17 protein-coding genes are annotated in these 25,775 nt (G+C 67.9%); 9 read left to right on the forward strand and 8 right to left on the reverse strand.

Annotation, left to right across the window (positions count from 1 at the left end):
- Positions 1-126: 126 nt before the first annotated feature.
- Positions 127-1,461, reverse strand: coding sequence for an MFS transporter (locus J7528_RS18460; RefSeq protein ID WP_291877355.1), 1,335 nt, complete (start codon positions 1,459-1,461; stop codon positions 127-129).
- Between the two features lie 102 nt (positions 1,462-1,563).
- Between J7528_RS18460 and J7528_RS18465 the strand changes: the two genes are divergently transcribed.
- Entirely contained in the window at positions 1,564-2,190 is a 627-nt protein-coding gene (locus J7528_RS18465) for a glutathione S-transferase family protein (RefSeq protein ID WP_291877357.1), read from the forward strand.
- A 14-nt stretch (positions 2,191-2,204) separates the two neighbouring features.
- On the opposite strand, the gene J7528_RS18470 is transcribed toward J7528_RS18465, so the two are convergent.
- The 4 genes from J7528_RS18470 to J7528_RS18485 form a co-directional block, all read right to left on the reverse strand.
- A complete protein-coding gene (locus tag J7528_RS18470) occupies positions 2,205-2,579 on the reverse strand; it encodes a VOC family protein (protein ID WP_291877359.1) in 375 nt (124 codons plus the stop codon).
- A gap of 110 nt (positions 2,580-2,689) precedes the next feature.
- Entirely contained in the window at positions 2,690-3,148 is a 459-nt protein-coding gene (locus J7528_RS18475) for a hypothetical protein (RefSeq protein WP_291877362.1), read from the reverse strand.
- A 21-nt stretch (positions 3,149-3,169) separates the two neighbouring features.
- Entirely contained in the window at positions 3,170-3,658 is a 489-nt protein-coding gene (locus J7528_RS18480; RefSeq protein ID WP_291877364.1) for a hypothetical protein, read from the reverse strand.
- A 72-nt stretch (positions 3,659-3,730) separates the two neighbouring features.
- Entirely contained in the window at positions 3,731-5,257 is a 1,527-nt protein-coding gene (locus J7528_RS18485) for a winged helix-turn-helix domain-containing protein (protein WP_291877367.1), read from the reverse strand.
- 151 nt (positions 5,258-5,408) lie between these two features.
- On the opposite strand from J7528_RS18485, the gene J7528_RS18490 reads away from it, so the two are divergent.
- Both J7528_RS18490 and J7528_RS18495 read left to right on the forward strand, forming a co-directional pair.
- A complete protein-coding gene (locus J7528_RS18490; protein WP_291877371.1) occupies positions 5,409-6,152 on the forward strand; it encodes a hypothetical protein in 744 nt (247 codons plus the stop codon).
- A gap of 109 nt (positions 6,153-6,261) precedes the next feature.
- The gene (locus tag J7528_RS18495) at positions 6,262-7,713 is read left to right on the forward strand and encodes an NAD(P)/FAD-dependent oxidoreductase (RefSeq protein ID WP_291877374.1); all 1,452 of its coding nucleotides are present in this window, start codon (positions 6,262-6,264) and stop codon (positions 7,711-7,713) included.
- 2 nt (positions 7,714-7,715) lie between these two features.
- Here the strand turns inward: J7528_RS18495 and J7528_RS18500 are convergent, their stop codons facing one another.
- Positions 7,716-7,883 carry a hypothetical protein gene (locus J7528_RS18500; RefSeq protein WP_291877377.1) on the reverse strand — a complete coding sequence of 56 codons (168 nt, stop codon included), beginning with the start codon at positions 7,881-7,883 and terminating at the stop codon, positions 7,716-7,718.
- Between the two features lie 211 nt (positions 7,884-8,094).
- On the opposite strand from J7528_RS18500, the gene J7528_RS18505 reads away from it, so the two are divergent.
- Positions 8,095-9,450, forward strand: coding sequence for a sugar MFS transporter (locus tag J7528_RS18505; RefSeq protein ID WP_291877380.1), 1,356 nt, complete (start codon positions 8,095-8,097; stop codon positions 9,448-9,450).
- 72 nt (positions 9,451-9,522) lie between these two features.
- On the opposite strand, the gene J7528_RS18510 is transcribed toward J7528_RS18505, so the two are convergent.
- Positions 9,523-11,109 (reverse strand): DHA2 family efflux MFS transporter permease subunit, encoded by a 1,587-nt coding sequence (locus tag J7528_RS18510; RefSeq protein ID WP_291877383.1) that lies wholly within the window; start codon positions 11,107-11,109, stop codon positions 9,523-9,525.
- Between the two features lie 64 nt (positions 11,110-11,173).
- On the opposite strand from J7528_RS18510, the gene J7528_RS18515 reads away from it, so the two are divergent.
- Positions 11,174-11,767: a TetR/AcrR family transcriptional regulator gene (locus J7528_RS18515; RefSeq protein ID WP_291877386.1), complete on the forward strand. Its 594-nt coding sequence runs from the start codon at positions 11,174-11,176 to the stop codon at positions 11,765-11,767.
- Entirely contained in the window at positions 11,764-12,888 is a 1,125-nt protein-coding gene (locus J7528_RS18520) for an HlyD family secretion protein (protein ID WP_291877390.1), read from the forward strand. Before J7528_RS18515 ends, J7528_RS18520 begins: the two co-directional genes overlap by 4 nt.
- Here the strand turns inward: J7528_RS18520 and J7528_RS18525 are convergent.
- A complete protein-coding gene (locus tag J7528_RS18525) occupies positions 12,885-14,012 on the reverse strand; it encodes an acyltransferase (RefSeq protein ID WP_291877393.1) in 1,128 nt (375 codons plus the stop codon). The two genes, J7528_RS18520 and J7528_RS18525, sit on opposite strands and share 4 nt — an antisense overlap.
- A gap of 198 nt (positions 14,013-14,210) precedes the next feature.
- Here J7528_RS18525 and J7528_RS18530 point away from each other — a divergent pair, with 198 nt between their 5' ends.
- The 3 genes from J7528_RS18530 to J7528_RS18540 all read left to right on the forward strand — a co-directional run bounded on the left by J7528_RS18530 (position 14,211) and on the right by J7528_RS18540 (position 25,713).
- Positions 14,211-15,548, forward strand: a complete 1,338-nt coding sequence (locus J7528_RS18530; RefSeq protein ID WP_291877396.1) for a dicarboxylate/amino acid:cation symporter — start codon at positions 14,211-14,213, stop codon at positions 15,546-15,548.
- Between the two features lie 71 nt (positions 15,549-15,619).
- Positions 15,620-17,917, forward strand: a complete 2,298-nt coding sequence (locus J7528_RS18535; protein WP_291877398.1) for a glycoside hydrolase family 3 N-terminal domain-containing protein — start codon at positions 15,620-15,622, stop codon at positions 17,915-17,917.
- 389 nt (positions 17,918-18,306) lie between these two features.
- The gene (locus J7528_RS18540; RefSeq protein WP_291877400.1) at positions 18,307-25,713 is read left to right on the forward strand and encodes an ice nucleation protein; all 7,407 of its coding nucleotides are present in this window, start codon (positions 18,307-18,309) and stop codon (positions 25,711-25,713) included.
- Positions 25,714-25,775 lie beyond the last annotated feature (62 nt).

Raw genomic sequence — 25,775 nt, forward strand, 5'->3', positions numbered from 1 at the left:
TGCGGGAGAAGGTGTCGGCGAAGCCGACAGATGAGGGGTTGAAAGCCCTGTCGAAAAGGCCCGCGCGACCCCTCACCCGACCGCCTGCGGCGGCCACCCTCTCCCGCAAGGGGAGAGGGATACTCGCTAGGCGACCATCTCTTCCCGGATGCTGTTCCTCGCCGCCCAGAACAGGCCGAATGCGGCCAGGCCCAGCGTTGCTGAAACGATCAGCGCCCAGCGCACGCCCTGCGCCTCGCCCAAGCCCATGTGGCCGGCCAGCACGTCGCTGAGCAGGCCCACCGCGACGGGGCCGAGGCCCAGGCCGATCAGGTTGATGATCAGCAGCAGTACGGCCGAGGCTGTGGCGCGCAGAGCGGGGTCAACGATGCTCTGGGCGGTGGCGTAGACCGGGCCGTACCACAGCGTTCCCAGCAGGGCGTTGATGGCCAGCAGGCCGATGGCGGTCATCGGCGCGTCCAGGCTGACGGCGGTGATGTAGATCGGGATGGTGATCAGTGAGGCCACCGCCGGCACGGTGACGTAGGCCCGCAGGTCCTTGGCCCCCAGGCGGTCGGCGAAGACGCCGCCCAGCCAGGCCCCGATGACGCCGGCCGTGCCGCCGATCAGGCCCAGCGCCAGGCCCAGAAACCCGGCCGGTTTCAGGCCGACGCTCGCGGCTAGCTCGGTCAGTTCCGCGCCATGGTTGCGGAAGAAGAACGAGGCCGTGAACGGCGCGTGGCCATAGCCGATGAAGGCCTTGATCGAGGCGGCCAGGGCCACCAGCCAGAAGGTCTTCTTGGTGGCCAGCACCGCGAGAGCGGCGGCGAAGCTGATCTGCGAGCTGGCGCGGGCGGCCATCTCGGCGGCCAGCTTCTTGCGCGGCTCCACCAGAGTAAAAGCGGCGATCAGGGCGAACAGCACGCCCGGCGCGCCGGCAACCATGAAGGCCACCCGCCAGCCATAGGCGTCGGCGATCAGCCCGCCCATGGCCATGCCGGCCAGCGTGCCCAGCGGCGTGCCGATCGAATAGAAGGCGATGGCGCTGGCCCGCTTCTCCTTGGGCACATAGTCGGTGATCAGCGAGTGAGCGGGCGGCGTGCAGCCGGCCTCGCCGACGCCCACGCCGATGCGGGCCAGGATCAGCTGCCAGAAGTTCTGGGTGAAGCCGCACAGCACCGTGAAGGCGCTCCAGGCGGCCACCGAGGCGCCGATGATGTAGGGGCGGTTGCGGGTCTCGGCGAGGCGGGCGATCGGGATGCCCAGCACGGTGTAGAAAATGGCGAAGGCCAGGCCCGTCATCATGCCCAGCTGCCAGTCTGCCAGGCCAAGGTCGCGCTTGATCGGCTCGGCCAGGATATTGACCACCTGCCGGTCCAAGAAGTTCAGGGTGTAAATGATCAACAGCACCCAGAGGGCGTATCGTCGGTAGCCCGCAGATACGGGCGCGATCACGGGCGACGGCGTGGCGGGTTCCGCCATGGACTCTCTCTCCCTCAAACATTTGTTCTAATCGTTGAGGCGACCTTAGACGCAAGGTAAGGCGGAACGCCATCCGGCATTTGCAGTAGGGGAGCGCGCGCCATGGAACTCGTCATCGGCACCAAGGCCTGGTCCAGCTGGTCGCTGCGCCCGTGGCTGGCGCTCAAGCGCACCGGCGCGGCGTTCAGCGAGATCGAGGTCACGCTGCGCCAGGGCGAGGTGACGACCGCCGAGATCGGCAAGATCTCGCCCAGCAAGCTGGCCCCGGCCCTGAAAGACGGCGACCTGGTGATCTGGGACTCGCTGGCGATCTGCGAGTACCTGGCCGAGAAGTTCCCGGAAGCGAAACTGTGGCCGGCCGATCCTGCCTTGCGCGCCCTGGCCCGCTCGACGGCGGCCGAGATGCACTCGGGTTTCCAGGCCCTGCGCGGTGAGTGCGCGATGGCGCTGGACGTCGCGCCGCACAAGCTGGACATCTCCGAAGCCACCCAGAAGGACGTGCGCAAGATCGTCGAGCGCTGGAACCAGCTGCTGACGCGTTCGGGCGGGCCGTTCCTGCTGGGCGAGTGGTCGATCGCCGACGCCTTCTGGACGCCGGTGGCGACGCGCTTCCGCACCTACCAGATCCAGCTGGCGGACTACGGCGACGCCGGCGCGGCCCAGGCCTATGCCGATCGCTTGCTGCAGACCCCCGAGTTCCTGGAGTGGGAGCGCGCCGCAAAAGCCTAGCGGCGCGTGGCCGGCTAGATCGGCTGGCCGACATCAATGCGGTTGCCGTCCAGGTCGGCGAAGACGAAGGCCCGCAGGCCATAGTCCTTGTCGGTTAGCGACTTGATGATCCGCACGCCGGCCGCGACCAGGTGGCCGTGCAGCGCGTCGACGTCGTCGACGATCAGATGGGCGATGTTGGCCGTCGAGGGCCTGTGGTCCTTGACCAAGCTCAGATGCAGCTCGGCGCCGTCCTTCTCCAGGATCATGAAGCCGACCGGCGAGCCGTTTTCGAATGTCTTCGAGAAGCCCAGGACGTCTCGGTAGAAGGCATACGCGGCCTGGATGTCACGCGTGAAGGCTGACGCGGCCAGGCGGCCGAACGTGATGTTCGAGGTCGATGAGGTCATCGCTCGCGGTCTCCCTGAGGGACGGGGCAGGGGCGGCGGTGCGCATGCCCGATGTGGAGCGGTGTCCGCCGCCACATCTGCCACAGGGAGACCTTGAGGACTAGACCGGTCTAGAGCCCTGTCGGCGCGCCGTTCTCGATCGGCGGGGCCTTGCAGCGGCCGGCGCGGGCTTGGACCACGTACAGCAGGGCGCGGCCCTGGGCGAAGGCGCTGTGCTCGGCCAGCGGGTTGGTGGGCTGGCCGGTGGTCAGGCTCAGCGCTTGCTCACCGCTGCCGGCGGCGGACTGGCCCAGCGAGGCCTGGTTCCACTTGCTGAGCTGCGCGGCGCAGGCGGCGACCACGGCGTCGGCCACGACCTCGGCGCTATCGCGCGAACCGGCCAGGCTGTAGGCCCAGCGGCGCGTGCACTCCTCGACCGGCATCGACGGATCGGCCGCGGCTGTGGCGCCCGGCGCGGTCTTGAAGTCGGCGCAGATCTTGGGGTTGGCCATCGTGTCGTGGCCGTTCTCGCACGCGGCGAGGCCGAGGGTGGCGAGGGCCAGGGCGGCCATCACGGGCTTGCGGATCATCGTCTGGATTTCCGTTGGTTCTTAGCGGGGGCAGATCTGGACGGCGCGCGAGCTGAGGCGGCCGCGGTCGTCATAGTAGGAGATCGTCGCGTCGCGGCACGAACCGCCGGACGGCGTGGTGTTCGACACCTGCTGGAAGGTCCCGTTCTGGACCGTGCCGCTGGCGACCGGATTGCCCATGTGGTCGTAGTAGACCTGACGGACGGGCGCGGGTTGAGCCGGCTGGTACGACGCGCCGCGCGGGCTGGAGCTGTAATAGGCCGTGCGGGTGCGATGGCAGCCGCTCTTGCCGATCTCGCGGCCGACCAGTGCGCCGCCGACGCCGCCGATCAGCAGACCGCCGCCGCCCTTGGAGATCGCGTTGCCGACCAGGGCGCCGCCCAGGCCGCCGATGACGGTGCCGGTGGCCTTGCGGCTGCGGCAGGACGCGGCGTTCGCGTCGGTGGGCGCCATCATGGCGGGCAGGGCCATGGCGCCGACGGCCAGGCTGATAATGATGAGACGGGGCATGTGATCCTCGCCGGTTAAGGTCCCTCGGGGCTCTCAACGCGTCTCGTCGGCAGAAGGATGCAGAACTGTCGTCTAGGCGACTTGGTAGTCGGGCCGGGTCCTGGTCTCGCGCCAGTAGGCGGCCAGGCCCAGCGCCTCGGTCAACTGGGCGAAGCGGGCATCGTCGCGCATCCCCGCCGTGGACGGGAAGAACAGGAAGTTGGTCCGGCGATCGGCCAGCGGCGTGAAGGTTTTCTGGCGCATCTCGAACCGGATGTCGGGCACCACGAAGCCTTGCCCAAAGAAGTAGGCCTGGGCGATCTCGAAGGCCGTCTCGGTCCGCCCCAGCGCGGAAGCGAACTGGACGGCGTTCTCGGCATGACCCGCGCCGGCGCGGGCCGAAGCTCGGATGCGCTCGACGGCCTCATCAATGTCAGCCGGGGCGCCGCTGACCATACCCTTGGCGACCTGGCGGATGAGCTGGAAGTTGCTCTCCTCGACGGTCTCGGGACGACCTTCCAGATTGTCGACCTTGGCCAGGGCCTCGCGGGCGCGGCCGGTGTAGAGCAGGAGGTGGAAGTGGGTGAACCACACCGCGAAGTGGGTGGGGTACATCGACACGGCCCGCTCGATCGCCCGGTCGGCCTCCTGCAACCGTCCCGCCGACCACAGGGCCTGGACCTGGCGCTGCACGCGGCCGGGCGTGGGGTTGTTGGCGTTGTCGACCTTGTCGTGGATCGCAGCGCTCTCGCGCCAGCGTCCGACCGCGCCCAGCACCTCGGCCAACATCATGCGGGCGGGGAGGTTTTCGGGATGGTCCTTGATCAGATCGCGTAAGGATTGCTCGGCCCAGGCCCAGCGGCGCAGGCCTGGCTCCAGCAGGATGAGCGCCGCCCGCGCGTTCGGATCGCCGGGATGGAGCGCTTCGGCCCTTCGCGCGGCTTCGCGGGCCCGGGCGGTCAGGTCGGCCTGCATCTGGGGCGAACGGCGCTGAACAGCGGCGGCGTAGACAAAGGCTAGCACGCCCCAGGCGATCTCGTCCTCGGGACTGAGCTCAACGGCGCGCTTGAGCAGGCCGATGGCCTGGTCGTTGCTCTCGGCCGTGCCCTGTTCCAGGGCGGTGGTGGCCTGGACGATCAGCGGCATGACGTCGGGCTTGGCGGGCTTGAGCCAGCGGCGGCCCAGCAGCGCGCCGGCGCCGATCGCGACGACGCTGGCCGCGCCGCCGGCGAGCAGCAGGCGACGGTCGGGGCGGGCACGGGCCTTTGCGGCCGTTTCGGCCTGGCCCTCGACCAACAGCCGATATCCGACCTTGGTGATGGTCTCGATGCGGAAGGCGCCGGTTTCGTCAGCCAGGCGGCGCAGGCGCGAGATCACCCGGTTGATGGCGTCCTCGCCGACGATGCGGCCCGACCAGCAGCGGACGGTCAGGTCGTCACGACTGACGATCGCGCCCTTGGCGTCGGCCAGGGCGACCAGCACCTGCATGACGCGAGGCTCCAGCATGGTCTCGTGGCCGTCAGCCTCGATGACCTGGCGCAGGGAAGGGCGCACCGAAACGTCGCCGACCACGAAGTCGGGCGCGCGCGCCAGATCGATCGGCTTTTGGTCGTCTCCCAACGCGCGTTCCCCGAGCACATCGTCGAGCTTCGCCTTACCGCGTCTTGGTCGGCGTTTCATCAGGCAATCATCGGTTCGCCGTCCTGTCCATCAGGCGACCTCGCTGCGATCCCGACCGCCAACAGCCAAGGCGGCCAGGAGACCAGACGACATGCCCATCGATATCGCCATTTCCCCGAGGACGGCCTCCGAGCGGAAGCTTTCCGGCGAGCGGGTGTTCTTCACCGCCCTGGCCGCCAGCATGCTGCTGGCCGTGCTGATCGGCTTTGGCCGCACCTACTACTTCCGCGCCTTCCTGCCGCCGCAGCCGGCGGTGCTGCCGCCCTCCGCCCTGGTGCATGTTCATGCCGCGCTGTTCAGCGCCTGGATCGTGCTATTCATGGTCCAGGTCGGCTTCGTGGCGGCGGGGCGGCGCGACCTGCATATGAAGCTGGGCCTGGTCGGCCTGCCCACCGTGCTGGCCATGATCGTGGTCGGGACCCTGACCGGCCTGAACCTCTCCAAGCGGCTGGCGGGCATGCCGTTTGATCCGTTCATGATGATGGCGCTGCCGCTGATCTCCATGGTCGGCTGTTCGGGCCTGTTCCTGAGCGCCCTGGCCCTGCGGCGCACGCCTGGCGCCCACAAGCGGCTGATGATCCTGGGCATGGCCGCCATGATCGGCGCGGCCTTCGCTCGCATGCCGTTCATCCCGTTCCTGATCGGGGCGTTCTTCCTGCCCAACATCTACACGGTGGCGCTGCTGGCCTGGGACGTGGTTAGCGATCGGCGACCGCATCGCGCGACGTTGGCGGGCGGGGTGGTGGTCCTGGGCGCGACCGTCGGCATCCTGTTCGTCTGGCAAAACCCGCTGTGGCTGGCCTTCGCCAAGTGGGCCTCAGCGCTGGTGAGCTAAGCCGCGACCTATCGTCTCGGATTCACGATTAAGCCGGATTCACCAAGCCTGGGGACCTGGCCTTAACCATGTCGCGCCATCGTGGACTGGAATGGGACTGGAGGGGCGGATGGCAAAGCACGTGGAAACCCTGGTGATCGGCGGTGGTCCGGCCGGGCTGACGACCGCCTATACCCTGGCCAAGGCCGGCCGCGGCGTGACCGTGCTGGAGATGGATCCGACCTATGTCGGCGGCATCAGCCGCACGGTCGACTACAAGGGCTTCAAGGTCGACATCGGCGGCCATCGCTTTGCGTCGAAGAGCCAGGAGATCGTCGACCTCTGGAACGAGATCCTGCCCGATGGCCTGGTCGACCGCCCCGCTCTGTCGCGCATCTATTATCGCGAGAAGTTCTACGCCTATCCGCTGAAGGCCTTCGAGGCCCTGGCCAATCTGGGCGTCTGGACTGCGGCCAAGTGCACGGCCTCGTTCGGCTGGGCCAAGCTGAACCCGATCACCGCGCCGACCACCTTCCACCAGTGGGTGCGCAACCAGTTCGGCGAGACGCTGTTCTCGATCTTCTTCAAGACCTACGCCGAGAAGGTGTGGGGCATGAGCTGCGACGAGATCTCGGCCGACTGGGCTGGCCAGCGCATCAAGGGCCTGCACCTGGGCGCGGCGATCCTCGACGGGCTCAAGCGTTCGCCCAAGGCCCCGACCGAAAGCTTCCGCTATCCCCGCAAGGGTCCCGGCATGATGTGGGACGCCTGCGCCGACAAGATCACCGCCCTGGGCGGCGAAGTCCGCCTGGGCCGCAAGGTCGACGGGCTGCACTACGACAAGCTGGCCAAGATCTGGACCGTCAGCGTCACCTGCGCCGACGGCAAGAAAGAGATCTGGACCGCCAACGACGTGGTTTCCTCGGCCCCGATCCGCGAGCTGATGCAGTCGGTGTCGCCCACGCCGATCAGCGTCTTCCACGCTGGCGAGCTGATGTATCGCGACTTCATCACCGTAGCGCTGATCGGCAAGCCCAAGAAGGCGCTGTCGGACAGCTCGATCTACATCCACGATCCGTCGGTGAAGGCCGGGCGGGTGCAGAACTTCCGCGCGTGGTCCTCGGAGATGATCCCTGACGAGACCTCGACGTGCCTTGGCCTGGAGTATTTCTGCTTCGAGGGCGATGGCCTGTGGGTCACCTCGGACGAGGACCTGGTCGCCATAGCCAAGCGCGAGATCGGCAAGATCGGCCTGATGGATCCGGCCGATGTCAGGGACGCCTGCGTGGTGCGCCAGCACAAGGCCTATCCCGTCTATGACGACGCTTATGCCGAGCACATCAAGATGATCCGCCTGGATCTGAAGATGCACTTCCCGGGTCTGCACCTGGTGGGCCGCAACGGCATGCACAAGTACAATAACCAGGACCACGCCATGATGACAGGCGTCCTGACGGCCGAGAACATCGTCGCTGGCGAGGCTATCCACGATGTGTGGGAGGTCAGCGACGAGGCCGGCGTCTCGGGCGTGCGTGAAGCCCTGGGGAGCCTGCGGCCGGTTGCCGAGAAGGTCGCGGCCTAAAACTAGGCCGTGATTCCATGCACGGGGGCCTGAGGCGCCTCGGCCGCGTCCTTGCCTTCGGTCAGACGCCCGAAGCTCCAGCACACGAAGTGCACCAGCGCGTCGGCCAGGCCGACCATGGCCGCCAGCACGAACAGGCTGGTCATCAGCAGGATCACCACGACGGACATGTTTTGCTCCTATCCCGCTGAGGACAGCGGGGATGGGGCAAACAGGTTCCAATGGTACCGCTAACAATCGTGGAAAAACCACGACTATGGTTGACAACGTTGTCACGCTTCCGGTGAATGGCGCGTCCGCGAAAAGACGGACTCAACAACATCGTCGCTTAGGGAGTGGTGGAGTGATTGCGGTGAAATACAGCCTCGAGGGCGCCGTCCGATGACCGACGCCGCGATCGCGAAGACCACGACAAAAGGCAACGGCGTCAAGCTGGCCGTCATATATGTGACCTGCCTGTTCTTCATCTGGGCGCTGGTCACCAACCTGCTCGACCCGCTGCTGAAGACCTTCAAGACCGTCTTCACCCTGACCCCTGTCGAGGCCAGCCTGACGGGCTTTGCCTTCTTCATCGCCTACGGGATCATGTCGCTGCCGTCGGCGGCGTTCCTCTCCAAGCTGGGCTACGCCAAGTCGGTGATGGTCGGCCTGGGCGGCATCGTCGCCGGCTGCTTCATCGCCATCGCCGCGGCCAAGCTGCATACCTTCGGCATCTTCCTGGTCGGCCTGTTCGTCATGGCCTCGGGCGTGACCCTGCTGCAGGTGGCCGCCAACCCGCTGATCGCCTCGATGGGCAAGCCCGAAGAGTCGTCGTTCCGCTTGAACCTGTCGCAAGCGTTCAACTCGCTGGGCGCGGCCTGCGGCCTGTGGTTCGGCGCCAACTTCCTGCTCAAGGGCGAGATCTTCACCAAGGACGTCGTGATCACCCAGGCCATGCGCGAGCAGGCTCTGGGCTTCGTCTCGAACGTCTATCTGGCCATCGGCGTGGGCCTGGCCCTGTTCATCCTGCTGATCTTCCTGGTCCGCCAGAAGATCACCGACGCCGCCCCGAAGACTGGCCACCTGGTCAACCCGTTCACGGCCCTGACCTCGAAGTGGGCGAACCTGGGCGCGATCGGCATCTTCCTGTACGTCGGCGCGGAAGTCGCGATCTCGCTGCACCTGCTGCTGTTCCTGGAGCAGTCGCGCATCCTGGACATCCCGTCCGAGCAAGCCGGCAAGCTGACCACCTTCTACATGGTCTTCGCCATGATCGGCCGCTTCGCCGGCTCGGCCCTGCTGCGGAAGATCAAGGACTACGCCCTGCTGACCGCCGTGGCCGTCGGCGCCATCGCCCTGTGCCTGGTCGTCATCCTGACCAAGGACATGACCCCCAGCGCCCACGCCGGCACGGTGAACCTGCTGCTGGCCTCGGCGCCGGTGACCAGCGGCCTGATCCCGGCCTTCGCGGCCCTGCTGGTCGGCCTGTTCAACTCGATCATGTTCCCGACGATCTTCACCCTGACCCTGCAGCGTTCGTCGGCCCCGACCTCGGCGACCTCGGGCCTGCTGTGCATGGCCATCGTCGGCGGCGCCTTCCTGCCGCTGGCCTTCGCCAAGATCGAGGAGCTGACCGGCTCGATCTCGATGGGCTTCATCGCCCCGCTGGTCTGCTACGTCTACGTCCTGTGGTTCGCGATCGTGGCCAAGAAGGCCCCGACCCACGAGATCGAGGAAGGCGTGGCCGGCGGCCACTAAGCCTCTCGAAGGACTTCAAAGAACTACCTGCAAGCACCCCCGGGAGGCACGTCTTCCCGGGGGATTTTTTTGTCAGTGCGCATCGGGCGGCGGCTTGGCGCCGGCCAGGGGCGGGGGCTTGCAGAATGGGGCCATGACCAGGGCCGCCAGGAACAGCACCGCCATCACCCGGAAGACGTCGTTGAAGGCCAGGGTCAGGGCCTCGCGGCCGACCACCTTGGCCAGCTCGCCTTGCAGGATCAGTGCGGCCTGGGCTGCGTCGGGCGTGCGCTCGGCGATGCGGGCGGCCAGGCTCCCGAGGGCGTCTGTGCCGGAGCGACCAGCCTCGCCCAGGGCCTCGCCGACGCGGGCCACGTGGATGCGGGCATTGTCCCCCAGCCAGGTGTTGACGACCGCGATGCCGATCGCGCCGCCCAGATTGCGCATCAGGTTGAACAGGCCGGAGGCGTACCGCAGCTCGGCCATCTCGAACCCGCCCAGGGCCAGGGTCACGCTGGGCACGATGCACAGCATGATGGCGAAGCCGCGCAGGGCCTGCGGCGCCAGCAAGGCCATGAAACCCCACTCGCTGGTCATGTGCGAGGTCAGCCACAGGGCGGCGGCGAACAGGGTCAGGCCAACGCTGACGGTGATGCGCGGATCGACCCTGGTCGACAGCCGCGCGGCGATCACCGTCGACAGGATCTGGGCGATGCCGGTGACGAAGACCGTGGTGCCGATCTCCAGGCTGTCATAACCCCGCACGCGGCCCAGGAAGACCGGGATCAGATAGGTCGACGAATAGAGCCCGAAGCCGATCACCAGGTTGAACAGACAGGCGAAGGCGAAGGTCGGCTTGCGGAACGGCGACAGCTTCACGACCGGTCCGCCGGAGCGGAACGAGCGCTCGACGAACAGGGCGAAGGCCACGACCGTCACCCAGGCGGCGATGGCGATGCCGGCATCCTCGAACCACTGCTTCCGCGGGCCTTCCTCCAGCACATATTCCAAGCCGCCCAGGAACACGGCCATGGCGGCCAGGTGCGAGTAGTCGATGGTCTTCAGCATCGACAGCTTGGGCCGGTCCACCTTGATGACATTGATGGCCAGGATGGTGACCAGGGCCCCGGGCACGATGTTGATATAGAAGATCGAGCGCCAGCCGATGGCGTCGGTCAGCCAGCCGCCGACCGTGGGGCCCAGGGTCGGGGCCAGCACCGAGACCATGCCCAGGATCGCCGGGATCATCGCCCGCTGCGGCCCGGAGAACATCGCGAAACCCGTGGCGAAAACGGTCGGCACCATGGCCCCGCCGGTGAAGCCCTGCAGGATCCGGAACAGGATCATCGAGTCGATGTCCCAGGCCATGCCGCACAGGGCCGATGACAGGGTGAAGAGGCCAGCCGACAGGGCGAACAGCCAGCGCGTCGACAGGCTCTGCGCCAGGAAGGCCGCGAACGGGATCATCACCAGCTCGGCCATCAGGTAGCCGGTCTGCACCCAGCTGATCTCATCGGGGCCAGCCGAGAGGCCAGCTTGTACGTCGTTCAGCGAGGCGGCGACGATCTGGATGTCGATCAGGGCCATGAACTGGCCGAACGCCATGACCGCGAAGATCAGGAACTTGGTCCGGGTGGGCAGGGCGCCGGGGTCGATCGGCGGCAGGTTCGCGGCGGCCATGGAGCGCCCCTTGAAAAGTATGATGATCATAATATTATATGCGTCATGTAATCGAGGCCGCAAGATGCGCTACGACAGCGAACACAAGGCGCGCACCCGCCAGAAGGTGCTGGACGAAGCCGCCAAGGCCATCCGCGAGGAAGGGCCGCACCGCCTGGGCGTGGCCGGGGTCATGGCCCGCGCGGGCCTGACGCATGGCGGCTTCTACGCCCACTTTCCGTCGAAGGAGGCCTTCATCGCCGACGCCATCGCCCACATGTTCGAGGGCGGGCCGACGGCGATGCTGGAGAAGGTCAAGGGCGCGCCGCCGCGCGAGGCCCTGACCGGCTATATCGATTTCTACCTGTCGGCCCGGCACCGGGACTCGCGCTCGGGCGGCTGTCCGCTGCCGTACCTGGCGGTGGATGCGCCGCGCCTGTCGGAAGCCTCGCGCGAACGCTACGCCAAGGGCGTGGCCCACCTGACGGGGATCATCGCCACGCACCTGGCCGCCCTGGGCCGCGACCATGCCGAGGACGAGGCCAGCTCGGCCCTGGCCGAGCTGGTCGGCGCCCTGACCCTGGCGCGCGCCGAACCCGACGCCGATCGCTCCGACGCCATTCTCGAACGCTCGCGGACGCACCTGAAGCGCCGCCTTGGCCTGGAGGCCGCCCAATGACCGACGCCACGTTCAAGGAGGGTCTCGTCGAGGCCCCCGCCGCCAAGGCCAGGAAGGCGCCGTTCTCGCGCAAGACCGTGCTGGCCGTGGGCGGCGCGATCGCCGTGGCGGCCGGCGGCGCGGCGCTGATCGCCATGCCCAAGAGCTCGGTCTCGACCGACGCGGCCTATCTGCAGGCCGACAGCTCCAGCGTCGCGCCGCGGGTGCGAGGGCTGGTTGCCGAGGTGCTGGTCGCCCACAACCAGACGGTCAAGCGCGGCCAGCCGCTGGTCCGCATCGATCCGGAAGAGTTCGACGCCCGTGTCGTGTCGGCCCAGGCCGATGTCGGCAATGCCGAGGCGGCCGCCGCCAGCGCCCGAGCCGCCCTGATCTCGCTGGACGCCGAGCAGCGCCTGGCCGGCTCAAACATCCGCGCCGCCCAGACCGCCATCGCCGCCGCCGACGCCGAGAACGTCCGCGCCCAGGCCGACCGCAAGCGCTACGAGGACCTGGCCGACAGCGGGGCGGTGGCCCGGCGCGACGTCGAGCGCTTCCGGGCCGCCGCCGTCGGGGCCCAGTCGGCCGCCGATCGCAGCCGCGCTCAGCTTTCCGTGAGCCAGGACCAGGCCGCCGTCACCGCCGCCAAGCGCGCCACCCTGTCGGCTAACCTGGCCCAGGCCGAGGCCGCCGTGGCCCGCGCCCAGGCTGCTTTGATCCTGGCTCGCCAGGACCAGACTCACACGGTGATCGTCTCGCCGATCGACGGCGTGGTCGGCGACCGCCAGGCCGAGCCCGGTGACTATGTCCAGCCGGGCACGCGGCTGATGACCATCGTCCCGACGCGGGCGCTGTATGTCGTCGCCAACTTCAAGGAGACCCAGGTCGATCGGATGCTTCCGGGCCAGGAAGCGACGATCAAGGTCGACGCTTTGGGCGGCAAGACGCTGAAGGGCCATGTCGACAGCTTCGCGCCGGGCTCGGGCTCGCAGTTCTCGCTGCTGCCGTTCGAGCCGGGCACGGGCAATTTCACCAAGATCGTCCAGCGCGTACCGGTGCGCATCCGCATCGATCCGGGCCAGGCGCAGGTCGCGCGTCTGCGGCCGGGCCTGTCGACGACGGTGAAAGTGCGCCTGAAGGGCTAGCGCTTCAGGACCCGGTCGCGCAGCGCCAGGAACGGCCGCTCGACGAGGTGGTGCAGGGCAAGCGCCGCGACCAGCGCCGTGCAGCTGTAGAGCGCGAAGGCTGGCCAACCGGCCAGGGCCTCCGAGCCCAGCCAGGCCTTGTCGAGGGTGTAGACCGGCTTGTGCACAAGGTAGAGGCTGTAGGACAGCGTCGCCAGGGCCGCGACGCCGGGCAGGGGGACTCTCCGCAGCCACGGTTCGGCGTCCAGCGAGGCCGACAGCAAGAGCGCTACGGCCAGCGAGAACAGCGGATAGCCGAAGGTCGCGCCGGCGAAGTCCAGCGCCGGCCCCTGGTCCTTGATCACCAGCAGCGCGCCGGCCAGGATCACGAGCCCGCCCAGCAGCGCCGCCCAGGCCGGCAGCCATCGGGCCATCGCCTTCGGCCGGAAAGTGCGTCCGGCCGCCAGCAGCACGCCCAGCAGCAGGCCGTCCAGCCGCACCCAGGTCGGATAGTAGAGCCGCGCCATGTAGACGTTCCAAGGCAGGTCCGGCGCATCGAGATAGAGCTTCGCCCGCAGCGCCATGCCGCCGACCAGGATCGCGCCGGCCACGGCCAGTCCGACCCACCGGGCGCGGCCGCGCAGCGCCAGCAGGACCAGTGGCGCCAGCAGATAGAAGTACTCCTCCACGCACAGCGACCAGGCCGAGCTGAACGTGCCGGCGGCCTTGCCGTCCAGGTTCCAGTTCATGCTGAAGGTGAGGAACCGCCAGGCCGGCAGCATGTCCTTGCCCTCGCGCATGGTCGGGACCAGCAGGTACAGGGTTAGCACCACCAGGAACGCCGGCAGGATCCTGAAGGCGCGGCGCAGGTAGAAGTCGGCGAAGTCGACGCCCTGGCCCTTGGCGATCCGCGCCATCAGCTGGCCGCCGATCAGGTAGCCCGACAGCACGAAAAATACGTCCACGCCCAGCCAACCCCAGTGCCAGACGTCGGGCAGCACGCCGACCCGCGCGGGCCGGGGCAGGTGCCACAGCATGACCATCAGCACGGCGAGAGCACGCAGCAGGTCCGGTCCGACAGCGCGCTTGGACCCTGACGCGGGCGCTTCGACGCTTGCCGCGCTCGCATAGTCCGTCACCCGCATGTTTGCCCCCGTTGCCGCGCTGGCAGTTGCGACTTGCGGCTGAGTCCTGTCGAGAGGACGAGGCAGGCATCACGAGAAGTTGCTGCCGCCTCTTTAGGCAGATCAGTTTTCCTCTCAGGGCCTTCCGAAAAACCTCGCTCGTAATTCCCACTCCGCCGCACGACATTTATGGCCGAGTTATTTCGTCGAGGATCTCCCATGGCCGCAGCCAAGAGCAGCCGCTTCATCAGCGGGTTCGGAGTCCAGGTGCTGGCCGCCATGGCGGTGGGCCTGGGCCTGGGCCTGCTGGCGCGCAACCTGGGTCCGGCGGAAGGGCAGGCGGGCTACGCCCTGGCCGAGACCCTGCACCAGGTCGGTTCGATCTTCGTCCAGCTGCTGCGCGTGCTGGTGCCGCCGCTGGTGTTCACGGCCATCGTCGCCTCGATCGCCAACATCGCCCAGCTGCAGAACGCCGCCCGTCTGGTCTGGCGCACCCTGTTCTGGTTCGCCGTGACGGCTTTGATCGCGGTATTGATCGGTATCGCCCTGGGCCTGATCCTTCAACCTGGCCTGCACACCACGGTCGAGGCCGCCGCCGCCAAAGCGCCCAAGACCCATGGCTCGTGGCTGGACTTCCTGACCGGCCTGGTGCCCAGCAACATCCTGGGTCTAGCCGCCTCGACCAAGATCACCGACGGCGCGGCCACAACGGGCCTGTCGTTCAACGTCCTGCAGATCGTGGTCATCTCGCTGGTCACCGGCGTCGCCGCCCTGAAAGTCGGCGAGGCGGGCGAGGCCTTCCTGAAGTTCAACGCCTCGGCCCTGGCGATCGTGCGCAAGGTGCTGTGGTGGGTGATCCGCCTGACGCCGATCGGCACCATCGGCCTGTTCGGCAACGCCGTGGCCCAGTACGGCTGGACCACCCTGGGTCAGCTGGGCGCGTTCACCGGCGCGATCTATATCGGCCTCGCGCTGGTGCTGCTGGTCGTCTACCCGACGATCCTGGCGCTGAATGGCCTGAACCCCGTGAAGTTCTTCCAGGGCGCCTGGCCGGCGATCCAGCTGGGTTTCGTCTCGCGCTCGTCGGTCGGCACCCTGCCGGTGACCGAGGCCGTGACCGAGACCAGCCTGGGCGTGCCGCGCGCCTATGCCGCCTTTGCCGTGCCGTTCGGCTCGACCACCAAGATGGACGGCTGCGCGGCCATCTATCCGGCGATCGCCGCGATCTTCGTGGCCCAGTTCTTCGGCGTGCACCTGGCCTGGTCGGACTACTTCCTGATCGTTTTCGTGTCGGTGATCGGCTCGGCCGCCACGGCCGGCCTGACCGGCGCCACGGTGATGCTGACCCTGACGCTGTCGACCCTGGGCCTGCCGCTGGAAGGCGCGGGCCTGCTGCTGGCCATCGACCCGATCCTGGACATGGGCCGCACCGCCGTGAACGTCGCCGGCCAGGCGCTGGTCCCGACGATCGTGGCCAAGCGGGAAGGAATCCTGGACCTGGAAGTCTACAACGCCGCTCGCGTTCCAGCCGAGGCCGAGCTGCATCCCGCCGAATAGGCGAGCGCGGTTGCGCCGTGGCGCTTTAGCGGCAATTTTGCCGGCCTGTTGAAGCGTCCCCGGGGGATTCCATGGCTTTGAAGACGACGAACGGCGGCCCCGCCGGGCCGAACCGACGCGCCTTCCTGTCTGGCGCGGCCGCCCTGGCGGGCTTGGCCGTCACCGCCCCCAAGGCCTTCGCCCGCGCCTCCGACCGCGTCGAGGGCCTGCTGGCCCAGATGACCCTCGAGGAGAAGGCCGGCCAGCTGTCGGTCTTCGCCGACATGATCCGTCCGCCGATCGGCGACATGAATCCGCTGGTCAATATCCGCAACGCCCAGACCCTGACCGCCGAGGTCAAGGCCGGCCGCATCGGCGCGCTGTTCAACGGCGTCGGCGCCCAGGCCGCGCGCGACACCCAGAAGGCGGCCATCGAAGGCTCGCGCCTGAAGATCCCGCTGCTGTTCGCCGCCGACGTGATCCACGGCTTCCGGACCGTGTTCCCGATCCCGCTGGCCGAGGCCGCCAGCTTTGACCCGCACCTGGCCGAGCGAACCGCCCGCGCCACGGCGCTGGAGGCCACGGCCGCCGGTCTGCACTGGACCTTCGCACCGATGGTCGACGTGGCCCGCGACCAACGCTGGGGTCGGGTGGCCGAGGGTTCGGGCGAGGACGTGTTCCTGGGCGAGGTGCTGGCCGCCGCCCGCGTGCGCGGCTTCCAGGGCAAGGACCTGAAGGCCGACGACAGCATGCTGGCCACGCCCAAGCACTTCGCTGCCTATGGCGCGGTGACGGCGGGCCTGGAGTACAACTCGGTCGAGCTGTCGGACGCCACCCTGCGCGAGGTGCACCTGCCGCCGTTCCAGGCCGCCTTCGCGGCCGGCGCCCTGATGACCATGTCGGCCTTCAACGACGTGAACGGCATCCCGGCCACGGCCAACAAGATGCTGCTGACCGACATCCTGCGCGGGGAGTGGGGCTTCAAGGGCGTCGTCATCTCGGACTACACGGCCGACCAGGAGCTGGTGGCCCACGGCTTCGCCGCCGACGACCGTGACGCCGCGCGCCTGGCGATCCTGGCCGGGGTCGACATGAGCATGCAGAGCGGCCTCTACATCCGCTACCTGCCCGAGCTGGTGTCCTCGGGCGCGGTGCCGATGGCGGTGGTCGACGCCTCGGTGCGCCGGGTGCTGGCGCTGAAGGAGGCGATCGGCCTCTTCGACAATCCCTATCGCTCGCTGGACCCGCAGGCCGAGGCCCAGCGCACCGCCACGCCGGCCATGCGGGCCCTGAGCCGCGAGTCCGGCGCGCGCTCGATCGTGCTCCTGAAGAATGATCGGGCGCTGCTGCCGCTGCCGCGCGCCGGCAAGCGCTTGGCGCTGATCGGTCCGTTCGCCGACGACCGCGACAACGTGCTGGGCGCCTGGGGCGGCTTCTTCGCCGACCGCCGCCTGAGCGTCGACTTGGCCACCGGCCTGCGCGCCCAGATGGCAGACCCCAATAGCCTGATCGTCGAGCGCGGCTGCGAGGTCGAGACCACCATCGCTGGCGGCTTCGAGCGCGCGGTCGCCGCCGCCCAGGCCGCCGACATCGTGCTGCTGGCCGTAGGCGAGAGCCAGGACATGACGGGCGAGGCCAAGTCGCGCACCGACATCCGCATTCCGCCCGTCCAGATGCGCCTGGCCGAAGCCATCGCCGCCACGGGCAAGCCGATCATCGTCCTGCTGCGCCACGGCCGCGCCATCCAGCTGGAGGGCGTGGTCCGCGACGCCCCGGCGATCCTGGCGACCTGGTTCCTGGGCAGCGAGATGGGCAACGCTGTCGCGGACGTGGTGTTCGGGGCGGTGAATCCCTCGGGCAAGCTGCCGGTCAGTTTCCCGATCGACAGCGGCCAGGAGCCGTTCTTCTACAACGGCCGCACCACCGGCCGCCCGGCGCCTTCGGATCCGAACGGCCAGGAATACAAGGCCCGCTGGCGCTCGATCCGCAACGATGCGCTCTATCCGTTCGGCTTCGGTCTCAGCTACACCCGCTTCGACGTCACCGACATGAAGCTGTCGACGCAGCGCCTGGCCTGGAACGACACGCTGCACGTGACCGCCAAGGTCAAGAACAGCGGCAACCTTCACGGTGACCATGTCGTTCAGCTGTACATCAGGGACCGTGTCGCCAGCCGCACCCGGCCGGTGCGCGAGCTGAAGGGCTTCCAGCGCGTCTCCCTGGCGCCGGGCGCCGAACGGGAGGTGAGGTTCGAACTGAAGCGACAGCACCTGATGTTCGTCGGCGACAACGACTATTGGATCGCCGAACCCGGAGTATTCGACGTCTGGATTTCCAACTCGTCGGTCGACGGTTTGGTCGCCAGTTTCGAGCTTCTCCCGGTTGGGTAGAGGGCGACTCGCGAATCGCGTGTCGGGTCGTCGACGGCCGGGAAGAGCCGCTGCTGGGCCGAAAAGCGTCGAAAACGCCTCTGCATTAGTCGCCCATTAGGAGAATCTTGTGGGGAGGCAGGCATAGGCGCTGTTTTCGCCAGCTTTGCTGATCGCCCTTGTCTTGTAAGGATTTTTCGGACTTCATATGTCCGAGGTTTCTGAGTTTAGAGCCGCGCGGACGTACGATTGTGGTCTGCGGCCGCATGTCTCGTTGAAAGGACTTGGAAAGGAAATAAGGTTACGCCCGTCGGGCCGTAGTGTGGCTTGATTGAGGCGCTTGCGTTGGGGGGCGTCTTCAAATTGCTTCGGACGCGCGCTGGGGCGCGTTCATCAGCAAGGATGAATGTATGGCGATCTCGAGTCTCTCGAACGCGCAGATTACGGCGCTGTCGATCACGGCCATTCAGGGCCTGTCGACCACGGACATTCAGTCCCTCAACGGATCCCAGATCGCCGCTATCAGCGCGACGGGCATTGGCGCGCTGGCCGACACCCAGGTCGCCGCGCTCACCACGACCCAGGTCAAGGCGCTCACCGCGACGCAGATCCCGAAGTTCGCCGCTTCGGTGACCTTCGACGTCACCCAGCTGACCCAGCTTTCGACCAACCAGGTTTCCGCGCTCACCTCGACCCAGCTGGCGGCGCTCGACACCTCGCACATCGCCGCCCTGAGCTCGGTTCAGATCGGCGCGCTGTCCACCAAGTTCTCGGGCCTGGACGCCACCCAGGTAGGCGCCCTGAACGAAAGCCAGATCAAGGGTCTGACGGTCGCGCAGGTTAAGGCGCTCTCGACCGGCGACATCGGCGAACTGTCGGGCACGCAGATCAGCTATCTGGCGGCCGACCGCCTTACCGCCCTGTCGGCGACCAACATCTCGGCGATGGATGGCACCCAGATCTCGGCGTTGAGCAACACCCAGATCGCTTCGCTGACCACCAGCCAGATCAACGGCCTGAACGCGACCGACGTCGGCGAACTCTCGGCCGCCCAGGTGGGCGCCCTCACGGCCGCCCAGATCTCGGCGCTGAAGCCCGCCAGCTTCTCGGCCCTGGACGCCACCCAGGTGAGCGGCCTGTCGGCGGCCCAGATCAAGGCCGTCACCACCGACCAGATCAAGGCGCTGAACGCCACCGACATCGGTGAGTTCACGACGGCGCAAATCGGTTCGCTGAGCACCGCCCAGGTTGCGCTGCTGGCCACGACCCAGGCTTCGGCCCTGGCGACGACGCAGGTCGCGGCCCTGGCCAACACGCAGGTCGCGGCGCTGACGACCTCGGCCCTGAAAGCCTTGGACGCCACGCAGGTCGGCGCGCTGGCCGACACCCAGGTCAAGGCGCTGACCACCAGCCAGCTGGCCTCGCTCGACGCGGCCAACATCGGCGAGCTGGCCGACACCCAGATCGCGGCTCTGACCTCGACCCAGCTGGGCGCGATCACCGCCACCGCCTTCTCCGCGCTGAACGCCACCCAGATGGCGGCTATCACGACCGATCAGGTCAAGGGCATCACCGCCAGCCAGCTGAAGGCGCTGAGCGCCACCGACATCGGTGAACTGGCCTCCACCCAGATCGGCGCGCTGAGCACGGCCCAGCTGGCCAATGTCAGCACCGGCAACATCTCGCAGCTGACCGCGACCCAGGTCGCCGGCCTGAACGTGACCCAGATCAAGGGCCTGACCACCCAGCAGGTGGCCGGCCTGTCGACGACCGACATCGGTGAACTGGCGGACACGCAGATCGCCGCCCTGACCGTCGACCAGATCAAGAACCTGTCGACCAGCAGCATCTCGGCCCTCAACGCCACTCAGGTCACCGCCCTGACCAACGCCCAGGTGGCGGGCCTGACGGTCTCCCAGGTGAAGGCGCTGAACGCCACGGACCTGGGCGAGCTGTCGGCCGCCCAAGTCGGCGCCCTGACGACCTCGCATATCGCGGCCCTGGCCGGCACCCAGGTCAATGCGCTGTCGGCGACCCAGATCGGCGGCCTGACCTCGGCCCAGGCCGGCGCGATCACGACGACCAATATCGTCCAGCTGGACGCCACCCAGATGGGCGCGCTGGACACCACCCAGCTGAAGGGCATGACGTCCCAGCAGATGGCGGCCCTGACGACCACCAATATCGGCAATCTGGCCGATACCCAGGTCGGCATGCTGTCCACCGCTCAGCTGGGCGCGCTCAATTCGACCAGCTTCTCGGCGCTGAACGGCACGCAGATGGCGGCCATCACGACCGACCAGCTCAAGGGCCTGACCGCCAGCCAGATCAAGGGCTTGAACGCCACCGACGTCGGTGAGCTGTCCACGACCCAGATCTCCGCGCTGTCGACGTCGCAGATGGCCGCCATGACGACGGGCAACCTGTCGGCCATGAACGCCACCCAGATGGCGTCCCTGACGACGACCCAGATCAAGGGCCTGACCACCAGCCAACTGCAGGGGCTGAGCGCCACCGACATCGGCGAGCTGACGACGACCCAGATCGGCGCGCTGACCACCGATCAGATCAAGACCCTGTCGGCGGCCAACATCTCGGCCCTGGCCGACACCCAGGTCGCGGTCCTGACGACGGCCCAGCTCAAGGGCCTGACGACGACTCAGCTGAACGGGCTGAACGCGACGGATATCGGCGAACTGGCCGACACCCAGGTCGCGGCGCTGTCGAACGCCCAACTGGCTGGCCTGAGCCAGACCGGCGTCCAGGCCCTGTCGACCACCCAGATCACGGCCCTCAGCGCCACCCAGGTGGGCGCCTTCTCGGCGACCAACTTCTCGGCGATGGACGCGACCCAGGTCGGCGCGCTGTCAGCAGCCCAGATCAAGGGCCTGACCGTCGACCAGGTTAAGGGCATGAAGGCGGCCGACGTCGCCGAGCTGGCCACGACCCAGATCGCGGCCCTGGCCAACACCCAGGTCGCGGCCCTGACGACCACGGCCTTCACGGCTCTGGACGCCACCCAGACGGCGGCCCTGAACGAAACTCAGGTCAAGGCGCTGACGACCAGCCAGCTGCGCGCCCTGTCGGCGACCGACATCGGCGAACTGGCCGATACGCAGGTCAAGGCGCTGACGACCACGCAACTGTCGCAGCTGACCGACACCGGCTTCTCGGCGCTGAACGCCACCCAGGTGGCGGCGCTGGACACGACGCAGATCAAGGCCATCTCGGCCACCCAGATAAAGAACCTTTCGGTCACCGACATGGGCGAGTTCACCTCGACCCAGATCGGCGCTCTGACCGTCGACCAGGTGAAGAACCTGTCGGCCGCCAACATCTCGGCCCTGGACGCCACCCAGGTGTCGGCGCTGGTCAACACCCAGCTGCAGGCGCTGAACGCCACCCAGCTGAAGGGCCTGACCACCACTGACATCGACGAGCTGTCGTCGACCCAGATCGGTCAGCTGACGAACGCCCAGATCACCGGTCTCGCCGGCACCCAGGTGCAGGAGCTTTCGGCTACCCAGATCAGCGGTCTGACCACGGCGCAAGTGGGCGCGCTCACGTCGACCAACATGACGCTGATGAACGCGACCCAGTTGGGCTCGCTGACGGCCAACCAGTTGAAGGGCCTGACCACCCAGCAGGCGGCCGCCCTGACGGCCACCAATGTCAGCGCCCTGGCCGACACCCAGATCCAGGGGCTGGCGAGCACCCAGGTCGCCGCTCTGTCGACGGGCAGCTTCTCGGCCCTGAACGCCACCCAGGTGGCGGCCCTGAACGAGACGCAGGTCAAGGCGCTCACGGCCAGCCAGATCAAGGGCCTGAACGCCACCGACATCGGTGAGCTGTCGTCGACGCAGGTCAGCCAGCTGACGACGTCGCAGATCGGCGCTCTGACGACGACCAGCTTCTCGGCTCTGGACGCCACGCAGTTCAGCGCTCTGACGGCCGCCCAGGTGAAGGGCATCACGCTGGATCAGGTGAAGAACCTGTCGGCGAGCGACGTCGGCGAACTGACGACGACCCAGATCGGCGCCTTGAGCGTCGACCAGGTCAAGAACCTGAGCCCGACGAACCTGTCGGCGCTGGATGCGACCCAGACGGCGGCCCTGACGGTCACCCAGATGAAGGGCCTGACGACCGCTCAGCTGGGCGGCCTGACGACCACCGACATCGGTGACCTGGCCGACACCCAGATCGGCGCGCTGTCGGCCGCCCAGCTCTCGGCCCTGAACGTCGGCGACCTGACCGCGACCCAGATCCAGGGCCTCAGCAGCACGCTGATCGGCGCGCTGGGCGCGACCAAGTTCGCGGCCTGGGACGCCACCCAGGTTGGCGCGCTGGCCACGACCCAGATGAAGGGTCTGACGACCAGCCAGCTCAACGCGCTGAGCGCGTCCGACATTGGCGAACTGGCCGATACGCAGGTCGCCGCCCTGGGCGCGACCCAACTGGCGGCCCTGTCGGCGACCGGCTTCTCGGCGCTGACCTCGACCCAATTGGCCGGCCTGGATGCTACCCAGGTCAAGTCGCTGACGGCTACGCAGCTGAAGGGCATGACGACGGGCGACGTCGGTGAACTGACCGAAACCCAGATCGGCCAGCTGACGACCTTGCAGATCGGGGCGCTGACCGACACGGCCTTCTCGGCCCTGAACGCCACCCAGGTGGCGGCGCTGACCGTGACCCAGATGAAGGCGGTCACGGCCACCCAGATCAAGAATCTGTCGGCGACGGACATCGGCGAACTGGCCACGACCCAGCTCCAGGCCCTGAGCGTCGACCAGGTCAAGAACCTGTCGGCGGCCGCCGTCTCGGCGCTGGCCGACACCCAGGTCGCGGCGCTGGCCAACACCCAGATCGGCGCGCTGTCGACCACCCAGCTGAAGGGTCTGACGGTCACCGACATCGGCGAACTGAGCTCGGCTCAGGTCGGCGCGCTGTCGGCCCTGCAGATCGGTTCGCTGGCCGGGACCCAGGTGCAGCAGCTGTCGACCACCCAGATCGGCGGCCTCACGGCCGCGCAGATGGGCGCGATTTCGACCACCAACGTGCAGTTGCTGGACGCCACCCAGATCGGCGCCCTGAACGCGACCCAGGTCAGGGGCCTGACCACGCTGCAGGCGGCCGCCCTGACGGCCACCAATGTCAGCGCCCTGGCCGACACCCAGGTGCAGTCCCTGACGACGGCGCAACTGGGCGCGCTGAGCACGACCTCGTTCTCGGCTCTGAGCTCCACCCAGGTCGGGGCGCTCACCGCCGACCAGGTCAAGGGCATCACGACGACCCAGCTGAAGAACATGTCGGCGACCGATGTCGGCGACCTGGCCACGACGCAGCTGCAGGCCCTGTCGACCTCGCAGATCGCCGCCCTGACGACGACCAACTTCTCGGCCCTGGACGCCACCCAGATGGGCTCGCTGACCGCGACCCAGATCAAGGGCATCTCGGTCGATCAGATCAAGAACCTGACGGCCACCGACATCGGTGAGCTGGCGACCACGCAGATCCAGGCCTTGACCGCCGCCCAGATGGGCGCGCTGTCGACCGCCAACCTGTCGGCTCTCGATGCGACCCAGATGGCTTCGCTGACGGTCACCCAGGTGAAGGGTCTGACGAACAGCCAGATCCAAGGCCTGAACACGACCGATATCGGCGAACTGGTCGACACCCAGATCGCGACCCTGAGCACGGGTCAGGTCGGCGCCCTGGCCGGCACCCAGTCGGCCGCGCTGTCGACGACGCAGATGGGTTCGTTGGCCTCGACGCAAGTCGGAGCCCTGACGACCTCGGCCCTCCAGGCCCTGGACGCCACCCAGATGGGCTCGCTGACGGCGAACCAGCTGAAGGGCCTGACGACGGCTCAGGTCGGCTCGCTGCGCACCACCGAGATCGCCGAACTGGCCGACACTCAGGTCGCCGCGCTGAGCGCCACCCAACTGGGGGCGCTGACGGTCACGGCCTTCACGGCCCTGGACGGCACCCAGATCGCGACGCTCAACGAGACGCAGGTCCGCGGCTTCACCGCCAGCCAGATCAAGGCGCTGTCGGCGACCGACGTGGCCGAGCTGGCCGACACCCAGGTCAAGGCCCTGACGACCACGCAGCTGATGGCCATGACGACGGGCAGCTTCACGGCCCTGAACGCCACGCAGGTCGCGGCGCTCACCGTGACCCAGATCAAGAGCATCACCACCAGCCAGATCGCGGCTCTGAACGCGACGGATGTGGGTGAGTTCACGACGACCCAGATCCAGGCCCTGGGCGCCGACCAGATCAAGAACCTGTCGGCGGCCGGCGTCTCGGCCCTGGCGGACACCCAGGTCGCCGTCCTGGCCACCACCCAGATCCAGGCGCTCTCGGCGACGCAGCTGAAGGGCCTGTCGGTCACCGACATCGACGAGCTGTCGTCGACCCAGATCGGCGCGCTGTCGAACCTGCAGATCGGGGCCCTGGCCTCGACCCAGCTGCAGGAACTGTCGGCCACCCAGATCGGCGGCCTGACCTCCAGCCAGGTCTCGGTGATCTCGTCGACCAACATCAACCTGCTCGACGCCACCCAGATCGGTGCGCTCGGGGCTAATCAGCTCAAGGGTCTGACGACCAGCCAGATGGGCGGCCTCAACGCGACCACCATCGGCGCCATGGCCGACACCCAGGTCCAGTCGCTGACCTCGACCCAGCTGGCAGGCATGAGCGCCACGGGCTTCTCGAACCTGAACAGCACCCAGATGGCTGTTCTGAACGCGACCCAGCTGAGGGGCCTGACGACCGCTCACATGAAGGGGCTGTCGGTCACCGACATCGGCGAACTGGCGAGCACCCAGATCGAGTCGCTGTCGGCGGCGCAGATCGGCGCGATGACGACCGGGACCTTCTCGGCCATGGACGCCACCCAGATGGCCGCGCTCAACGCGACGCAGGTCAAGGGCATCACCGTCGATCAGATCAAGAACCTGACGGCGACCGATATCGGCGAGCTTACGTCCACGATCATCCAGTCGCTGGCCACCAGCCAGCTGGTCGCGCTGTCGACGACGAACCTGTCGGCGCTGGACGCGACCCAGATGGGCTCGCTGGCCACGACCCACATCAAGGCCCTGACCGGTGACCAGGTGAAGAACCTGACGGCCACCGACATCGGCGAACTGACCGCGGCTCAGGTCGGCGCTCTGAACACCGCCCAGGTGGTGCTGCTGAACGCCACCCAGGCGGGTCAGCTGTCGGAGACCCAGATCGGCGCCCTGGCCACGACTCAGGTCGCGGCGATGACCGCGACCACGTTCTCGAGCCTCAACGACACCCAGGTGGGGGCGCTGAACGAGACGCAGGTCAAGGCCCTGACGACGACCCAGCTGGCGGCCATCAGCGCGGCCGACGTCGGCCAGTTCGTCGGCACCCAGATCAGCGCGCTGACGACCCAGCAGTTGGCGTCGCTGTCGGCGACCAACATCTCCGCCCTGGACGCCACCCAGACCGGATCGCTGACCACGACGCAGATCAAGGGTCTGACGGCGTCGCAGCTGAAGGGCCTTACGGCGACCGACGTGGCCGACTTGGCGGGCACGCAGCTGGCTTCGCTGGCCACGACCCAGCTGGCCCAGCTGTCGACCTCCGTGATCAGCGCGCTGACCACCACCCAGGTCGGTCAGCTGGAAGTCAGCCAGCTGCCGGGTCTGACGGCGACGCAGCTGGACTTCCTGTCGACCACCAACATCGAAGCGATGTCGACGACCCAGGCCAACGCCCTGACGCAAAGCCAGGTCCAGAGCCTGAGCGACGAGCAGATCGTCGCCTACCTGAACGCGACCTGATAGTGGCCGCCGCTCGCGCTGACCGGCGCGGGCGGCGAACCGCCTCTCGGCCATTGGTCGAG

Origin of the sequence: Caulobacter sp., assembly GCF_017744445.1 — a bacterium.
Taxonomy (GTDB): Bacteria; Pseudomonadota; Alphaproteobacteria; order Caulobacterales; family Caulobacteraceae; genus Caulobacter.

Bases quoted from the DNA above. Each gene is read 5' to 3' on its own strand.
- J7528_RS18470 (WP_291877359.1), bottom strand. From the start codon at position 2,579: ATGACCTCATCGACCTCGAACATCACGTTCGGCCGCCTGGCCGCGTCA.
- J7528_RS18515 (WP_291877386.1), top strand. From the start codon at position 11,174: ATGCGCTACGACAGCGAACACAAGGCGCGCACCCGCCAGAAGGTGCTG.
- J7528_RS18530 (WP_291877396.1), top strand. From the start codon at position 14,211: ATGGCCGCAGCCAAGAGCAGCCGCTTCATCAGCGGGTTCGGAGTCCAG.
- J7528_RS18500 (WP_291877377.1), bottom strand. From the start codon at position 7,883: ATGTCCGTCGTGGTGATCCTGCTGATGACCAGCCTGTTCGTGCTGGCG.
- J7528_RS18495 (WP_291877374.1), top strand. From the start codon at position 6,262: ATGGCAAAGCACGTGGAAACCCTGGTGATCGGCGGTGGTCCGGCCGGG.
- J7528_RS18505 (WP_291877380.1), top strand. From the start codon at position 8,095: ATGACCGACGCCGCGATCGCGAAGACCACGACAAAAGGCAACGGCGTC.
- J7528_RS18480 (WP_291877364.1), bottom strand. From the start codon at position 3,658: ATGCCCCGTCTCATCATTATCAGCCTGGCCGTCGGCGCCATGGCCCTG.
- J7528_RS18525 (WP_291877393.1), bottom strand. From the start codon at position 14,012: ATGCGGGTGACGGACTATGCGAGCGCGGCAAGCGTCGAAGCGCCCGCG.
- J7528_RS18510 (WP_291877383.1), bottom strand. From the start codon at position 11,109: ATGGCCGCCGCGAACCTGCCGCCGATCGACCCCGGCGCCCTGCCCACC.
- J7528_RS18540 (WP_291877400.1), top strand. From the start codon at position 18,307: ATGGCGATCTCGAGTCTCTCGAACGCGCAGATTACGGCGCTGTCGATC.
- J7528_RS18520 (WP_291877390.1), top strand. From the start codon at position 11,764: ATGACCGACGCCACGTTCAAGGAGGGTCTCGTCGAGGCCCCCGCCGCC.
- J7528_RS18535 (WP_291877398.1), top strand. From the start codon at position 15,620: ATGGCTTTGAAGACGACGAACGGCGGCCCCGCCGGGCCGAACCGACGC.
- J7528_RS18460 (WP_291877355.1), bottom strand. From the start codon at position 1,461: ATGGCGGAACCCGCCACGCCGTCGCCCGTGATCGCGCCCGTATCTGCG.
- J7528_RS18490 (WP_291877371.1), top strand. From the start codon at position 5,409: ATGCCCATCGATATCGCCATTTCCCCGAGGACGGCCTCCGAGCGGAAG.
- J7528_RS18475 (WP_291877362.1), bottom strand. From the start codon at position 3,148: ATGATCCGCAAGCCCGTGATGGCCGCCCTGGCCCTCGCCACCCTCGGC.
- J7528_RS18465 (WP_291877357.1), top strand. From the start codon at position 1,564: ATGGAACTCGTCATCGGCACCAAGGCCTGGTCCAGCTGGTCGCTGCGC.